Annotated in this window: 7 protein-coding genes; all 7 read right to left on the reverse strand. The window is 74.2% G+C overall.

The annotated features are described in order from the left end of the window. Nucleotides 1-2: 2 nt before the first annotated feature. Nucleotides 3-860 carry a lysophospholipid acyltransferase family protein gene (locus C8054_RS30170; protein WP_199199983.1) on the reverse strand — a complete coding sequence of 286 codons (858 nt, stop codon included), beginning with the start codon at nt 858-860 and terminating at the stop codon, nt 3-5. Nucleotides 861-1,162: 302 nt separating this feature from the next. Further along, nucleotides 1,163-2,236, reverse strand: a complete 1,074-nt coding sequence (locus C8054_RS30175; protein ID WP_107162557.1) for an NAD-dependent epimerase/dehydratase family protein — start codon at nt 2,234-2,236, stop codon at nt 1,163-1,165. 119 nt (nt 2,237-2,355) lie between these two features. After that, nucleotides 2,356-2,457 (reverse strand): AURKAIP1/COX24 domain-containing protein, encoded by a 102-nt coding sequence (locus tag C8054_RS30180; RefSeq protein ID WP_007465623.1) that lies wholly within the window; start codon nt 2,455-2,457, stop codon nt 2,356-2,358. A gap of 219 nt (nt 2,458-2,676) precedes the next feature. After that, nucleotides 2,677-2,886, reverse strand: coding sequence for a helix-turn-helix domain-containing protein (locus tag C8054_RS30185; RefSeq protein WP_013288759.1), 210 nt, complete (start codon nt 2,884-2,886; stop codon nt 2,677-2,679). 190 nt (nt 2,887-3,076) lie between these two features. Continuing rightward, nucleotides 3,077-4,261: an ABC transporter permease gene (locus C8054_RS30190; RefSeq protein WP_107162558.1), complete on the reverse strand. Its 1,185-nt coding sequence runs from the start codon at nt 4,259-4,261 to the stop codon at nt 3,077-3,079. Further along, nucleotides 4,258-5,115 (reverse strand): ABC transporter ATP-binding protein, encoded by an 858-nt coding sequence (locus C8054_RS30195; RefSeq protein WP_107162559.1) that lies wholly within the window; start codon nt 5,113-5,115, stop codon nt 4,258-4,260. The genes C8054_RS30190 and C8054_RS30195 overlap by 4 nt, the downstream gene beginning before the upstream one ends. Continuing rightward, nucleotides 5,112-6,053, reverse strand: a 942-nt coding sequence (locus C8054_RS30200; protein ID WP_107162560.1) for an efflux RND transporter periplasmic adaptor subunit, incomplete at its 5' end; no start/stop codon positions are given. The genes C8054_RS30195 and C8054_RS30200, both read right to left, overlap by 4 nt.

Genomic DNA, 6,053 nt, shown 5'->3' on the forward strand with positions numbered 1-6,053 from the left:
GCTCAGGGACCGAACGGGTCCGGACGGCGTTCGAGCAGCTTGTGCAGCGTCTGCTGGATGGTCTCCCGCACCTGGTCGGCGAGGTTGAACACGACAAGCGGGTCGTCCGCGGAGTCCCGCAGGTGCGCGGTCGGGATCGGTGGGCAGAACTCGATCAGCCACTTGCTCGGCAGCGGCACCATGCCCAGCGGCCCCAGCCAGGGGAACGTCGGCGTCACCGGGAAATACGGAAGCTTGAGCAGCCGGGCGAGCGGCTTGATGTCGGCGAGCATCGGATAGATCTCCTCGCCGCCGACGATGGCCACCGGCACGATCGGCGTGCCGGTGCGCAGCGCGGCGGAGACGAAGCCGCCCCGGCCGAAGCGCTGGAGCTTGTAGCGGTCGGAGTAGAGCTTGCCGATGCCCTTGAAGCCCTCCGGGAACACGCCGACCAGCTCGCCGTTGCCGAGCAGCCGTTCGGCGTCCGGGTTGCAGGCGACCGTGCCGCCGGTCTTGCGGGCCAGCTCGGACACCACGGGCATCCGGAAGACCAGGTCGGCGCCGAGCAGGCGAAGGTAGCGGTGACTCGGATGCCGGTCGCGCAGCGCCGCGGAGAGGATCAGCGCGTCCAGCGCCACGGTGCCGGAGTGGTTGCCCACCACCAGGCCGGCGCCCTCGGCCGGCACGTGCTCCAGGCCGCCCACCTCGGTGCGGAACCAGTCCCGGTAGAGCACCCGGACCAGCGGGTGGAAGACCGCGTCGGTGAGGTCCGGGTCGAAGCCGAACTCGTCGACCTCGTAGTCACCGGCGAGCCGGCGGCGCAGGAACGCGAGCCCTCGCGCGACCCGGCGGTCCCACTGGTCCCCGGGCCGGTCGCCCACCGCCGACCCGGACGGGCCGTTCCCGGGGGTGGCGCTCCCCGCCACCGCCTGCCGCACCACGGCCTTCTTCGCGACCGCCTTCTTCGCGACGGTCTTCTTCGCCACGGTCTTCTTCGCGACCGGGCGGGTGGTCGGCTCGTCGGCGGAGGTGTCCGGCTCGTCGGCCGGCTCCGGGGGCGCGGGCGGTCGGGCGGCCGGCGCGGTGACCGGCCGGTGCCCGTTGCGCCGCGCCGACTCCGCGTCCGGCCCGGACCCGGTCGGGGGTACGTCGAAGCGGGCGTCCCACCGCTCCGGTGTGCTGCTCACGAGCGCTCCCGAACGGTCGAGCGGACCTGACGGATGCTCTCCAGCACCAGTTGCTCGGCCGCGGCGAGCTGGTCGCGGGTCACCACCACCCCGCCGTGGTGGGCGCGGACGAAGTCGTCGAAGGCGGCGGCGGTCGAGCGGGGGGTGAAGCCGAACTCGCGCTCCAGCCGGGTGGTGTCCACCACCCGACCGTGCACGAAGAGGTCGACCTGATCCAGGCCGTACCGGCCGAAGCCCAGGGTGCGGGCGACCGCGGCCACCCCGGCCAGGCCCGGTTCCAGCACCGGCACGGCCACCCGGCCGGCCCGGCGGATGGCCTGTGACAGCGACAGCACACCCGGACCGGCCACGTTGAACGTCCCCGGGTGCTCCTCGGCGACCGACCGGTGCAGCACCGTCAACGCGTCGTCGATGTGCAGGAACTGCAGGCGCGGGTCGCGGCCGAAGATGGTGGGCACCACCGGCTGCGCGAAGTAGCGGGTGAGCGTGGTGTCGGCCGTGTAGCCGATGAACGGCGCGAAACGCAGCACGGTGGCGGTGACCTCGGGCCGGCGGCGGCGGAAGCCGCGAACGTACCCCTCGATGTCGAGGATGTCGCGGCCGAACCCGCCGCGCGGCACCTCGCGCGGCTCGGTCTCCTCGGTGAAGACGGCCGGGTCGCGGAACGACACCCCGTACGCGGCGGTCGACGAGCGGACCACCAGCCGGCGCAGGCGCGGCGCGCGCTGGGCAGCGGCGAGCAGCTGCATGGTGCCGATGACGTTCTGTTCCTTCATCGCCGCCCGACCGCCGTGCTGCTGGTCGGGCGCGGTGACCAGCGCCAGGTGCGCCACGGCGTCGACATCGAGGTCGATCAGGAGACCGCCGAGCGAGTCGAGGTCGAGCCGGACCAGCTCGACGTCGGAGAGCAGGTCGGCCAGCTCGGGGTTCGGCGGGGCCGGGTCGACGCCGATGACCCGCTCGATGCGTGGGTCCGCGGCGAGCCGGGCGGCGAGGTTGGCGCCGAGGAACCGGCCGACCCCGGTGACGACGACGACCCCCGGGGCACCGGAGGTGCCACCGGGGGTCATGTCGTGCGCCTTGCGCGGCAGGCAGGATCGAGCCGATACGTCCGCGGCCTGATCACCTGAGCCTCCGAGGGTCGACAGTTGGCAAGTGGTGCCGGTGCCGGGTCAGCGCCCGGCCCCGGTCACTTGCCGAGACGGCGACGCTGGACGCGGGTCTTGCGCAGCAGCTTGCGGTGCTTCTTCTTAGCCATGCGCTTGCGGCGCTTCTTGACCACCGAGCCCATACGACAGCCTTTCGATGCAACGTGCGGGGCGGACCGGGAGGCACCACCAACGCGGTGGCGCCGTGCCCGCTTGCGGACAACGGACCGGACCAGCGAGGTGGGCCGGGCACACCAGGAGCGATCACGGTCGGGCTCCAGGGTAGCCGGAGTGCGTCAGCAGGACCAACGCGCCCCCGTCGATGCCCCTTTTCGTCGCACTCGGCGGGTGTCGCCGAGGGGTCAGGCGGACTCCTGGAACGCGCCCCGGAGATATTCGTGCACGGCGTGCTCGGGCACCCGGAACGAGCGGCCGACCCGCACCGCGGTCAGCTCACCGCTGTGCACGAGACGGTAGACCGTCATCTTGGAGACCCGCATGACCGTTGCCACCTCGGCGACGGTCAGGAACCTGACATCCGACAGCCGTGCGTCGGACTGCGACCCGGCCATGGCTCACCGACCCATTCCCGTGCCCGGCGCGTGCCACCGGGCAGGTGCTCCCGCCTCGACGAGCGACGCGCGTGTAATGAGTACGGTAGCGGGACGGCTGTGACCTGCGCGATCCCTTCCGTCCTTTGATCATGGCCGGACGGGCGTCCGCCGGGGCTTTTCGCCCGGACGGGTGGCGCGTCCGGATCGCCTACTCGGCGCGCAACGCCACCACCGGATCGAGCCGGCCGGCCCGCTGCGCCGGCACCACGCCGAACACGATGCCCACCGCCGCCGAGACGCCGAACGCCAACGCCAGCGACCACCAGGTGATCGCGGCCGGGATCGGGGAGAACGCGTCGACGAGCAGCGCGGTGCCGACCCCGAGCGCCATCCCGGTCAGGCCGCCGATCGAGGTGAGCAGCACCGCCTCCAGCAGGAACTGCACGCCGATGTCCCGGGGCCGGGCGCCGACCGCCTTGCGCAGGCCGATCTCGCGGGTGCGCTCGCGTACCGAGACCAGCATGATGTTGGAGACGCCGACGCCGCCGACCAGCAGCGAGATGCCGGCGATCGCGGCCAGCACGCCGGTGAGCACGCCCAGGATGTCGCCGAGCACACCGAGGATCTGCTGCTGGGTGACGGCGCTGAACTCGGTGTCCGGGTGCCGGCGGGACAGCTCCGCGACGATCCGCTCGCCGAGCTGGTCGATCCGCTCCCGGTCCGGCGCCTTGACCGCGATGCCGTCGATCCGCTGGGTGCCCCACAGCCGCTGCGCGGCGGTCACCGGGACGTGCACCTCGTCGTCCCGGTCCACGCCGAGGCTCTGCCCGAGCGGGGCGAAGACGCCGATCACCCGGAACCGTACGCCGGCCAGCGTGACCTGCTGGCCGAGCGGATCACGGTCGGGGAAGAGCGTCCGGGCCACCGACGCGCCGAGCACCGCCACCCGGCGGCTGGTGTCCACGTCGGCCCCGGACAGGTAGCGGCCCCGGGCCAGCGACCGGGTGAACACCGACGGGGTGGTCTCCAGCACGCCCTGCACGGTGGTGAAGTCGGACCGGTTGCCGGCCCGCGCGGTCGCGCCGGAGGCCACCGTCACGGCCACCCGGCCGGGATCGCCGACCACCCGGGAGACGGCGTCGACGTCCTTGAGGTCCAGCGGCGACACCACCGGGGCGGTGCCCACCTCGATCTTCCCGGGCACCACCAGCAGCAGGTTCGAGCCGAGCCCTTCGACCTGCTGCTCGACCTGCCGCTTCGTGCCGGTGCCGATGGCCACCAGGATCACCACCGAGGCGACCCCGATGATCACGCCGAGCATGGTCAGCAGGCTGCGCATCCGGTTGGCGCGCAGCGCGTCAAGCGCCACCCGCCACGCCTCGGCCACCCTCACCGGCCCGACCCGTCGCCGGGACGCGGAAGGCGTCCGGTGGCTCCGGTGGCGCCACCGGAGCCACCGGACGGGTGCCCCGGGCCGCTTCCGGACGCGGACCGGGGCTCCGCGCTGGGAGCGGGATCCAGTGTCGCAGGTCCGTCCGGGTCGGCCGACCCCGGTCGATCATGAGCGGTGTCGGACCGGATCAACCCGTCCCGGACCGCGATCCGCCGACGTGCGCGCGCCGCCACCTCCTGGTCGTGCGTCACCATCACCAGCGCCACCCCGGACTCCGCGTTCAACCGCTCCAGCAGCTCCAGCACCGCCTCGCCGGTGACGCTGTCCAGGTTGCCGGTGGGCTCGTCGGCGAGCAGCACCGCCGGCTCGGTGACCAGCGCCCGGGCGATCGCCACCCGCTGCTGCTCGCCCCCGGAGAGCTGGTTCGGCCGGTGGTGCAGGCGGTGCCCCAGCCCGACCCGGCCCAACATCGCCGCCGCCCGTTCCCGCCGCTGCCGCGCCCCGACACCCCGGTAGACGAGCGGCAGCGCCACGTTGTCCACCGCGGACGTCCGGGCCAGCAGGTGGAACGCCTGGAAGACGAAGCCGATCGTCTCGTTGCGCAGCGTCGCCAGCTCCGGCGCGGTCAGCGTGGCCACGTCCCGGCCACCGATCACCAACCGACCGCCGGTGGGCCGGTCCAGCCCACCCAGCAGGTGCATCAGCGTGGACTTGCCGGAGCCGGAGGGCCCGATCACCGCCACGTACTCGCCCTGGTCGATGGTGAGCGAAACCCCGCGCAGCGCGGACACCGACACCCCGTCCAGCTCGTACGCGCGCGAGACGTCGACCGCCTCGACCGCGGCGACGGTCACGGCAGCTCCTGGCCGTCGCGCACCTGGTCGGCGCCGCGCACCACGACCCGGTCACCGGCCCGCACCCCGTCGACGATCTGCACCAGATCCTGCCCCTGCACGCCGACGGTCACCGGCACCCGGTCCGCCCGGCCGCCCCGCAGCACCCACACCGCGTCCCGCCCGTCGGCGGAGAAGACCGCCGAGGCCGGCACCGCCACCGCGTCCGTCGCCTCCCGGACCCGGAGCCGGACCACCGCGTTCATGCCCGGCCGGGGCGCCGGGGCGGCCTCCTCGCCGAGTTGGCCGGCGCCCAGGTCGAGCCGCACCCGGTAGGTGACACCGCCCCGCGCCGAGCTGGTGGGCAGCACGTCCACCGAACGGACCGTCGCCTCGTACGTCGCGCCGGTCACCGCGTCCAGCTCGACCGAGGCGGGCACCCCGGCGCGGACCAGCAGCACGTCCGTCTCGTCCACCTCGGCGAGCAGGCCCAACCGGCCGATGTCCACCACGGTGAGCACCGGCGTGCCGGCGGTGACCCGGCCACCGGCCGGCACCGCGTCGTCGACCCCGGCCGGCGGGCCACCACCCGACCCGGCCGCGCCCAACGCCGACGGGTCGAGGCCGGGCACCCCCGCGCCGCCGGCCGCGCCGAGCAACCCGGCCAGGTCGGTCGGCGTCGCCGCCCGGGTGCCGCCCGGCTGCACCACGCCGGCGATCGGGGCGCGCAGCGTCAACGCGTCGACTGTCGCCTTCGCCAGGTCGTACGCCTGCTGGGCCTGGAGGCGCTGCGCGGCCGACAACGCGCCGACGGCGCTGTTCAGGCCCGCCACGCCGCGCTGCACGGCGGCGACCGCGCGGTCGGCGGCGCGGGCAGCCGACGCGTACTGCCGCTGCGCGGACTCGACCTGGAGCAGCAGCGCGGCCCGCGCCTGCGGGTCGCCGACCTTGCCGGCGGC

The organism is Micromonospora sp. RP3T (genome assembly GCF_003027925.1).
Classification (GTDB): domain Bacteria; phylum Actinomycetota; class Actinomycetes; order Mycobacteriales; family Micromonosporaceae; genus Micromonospora.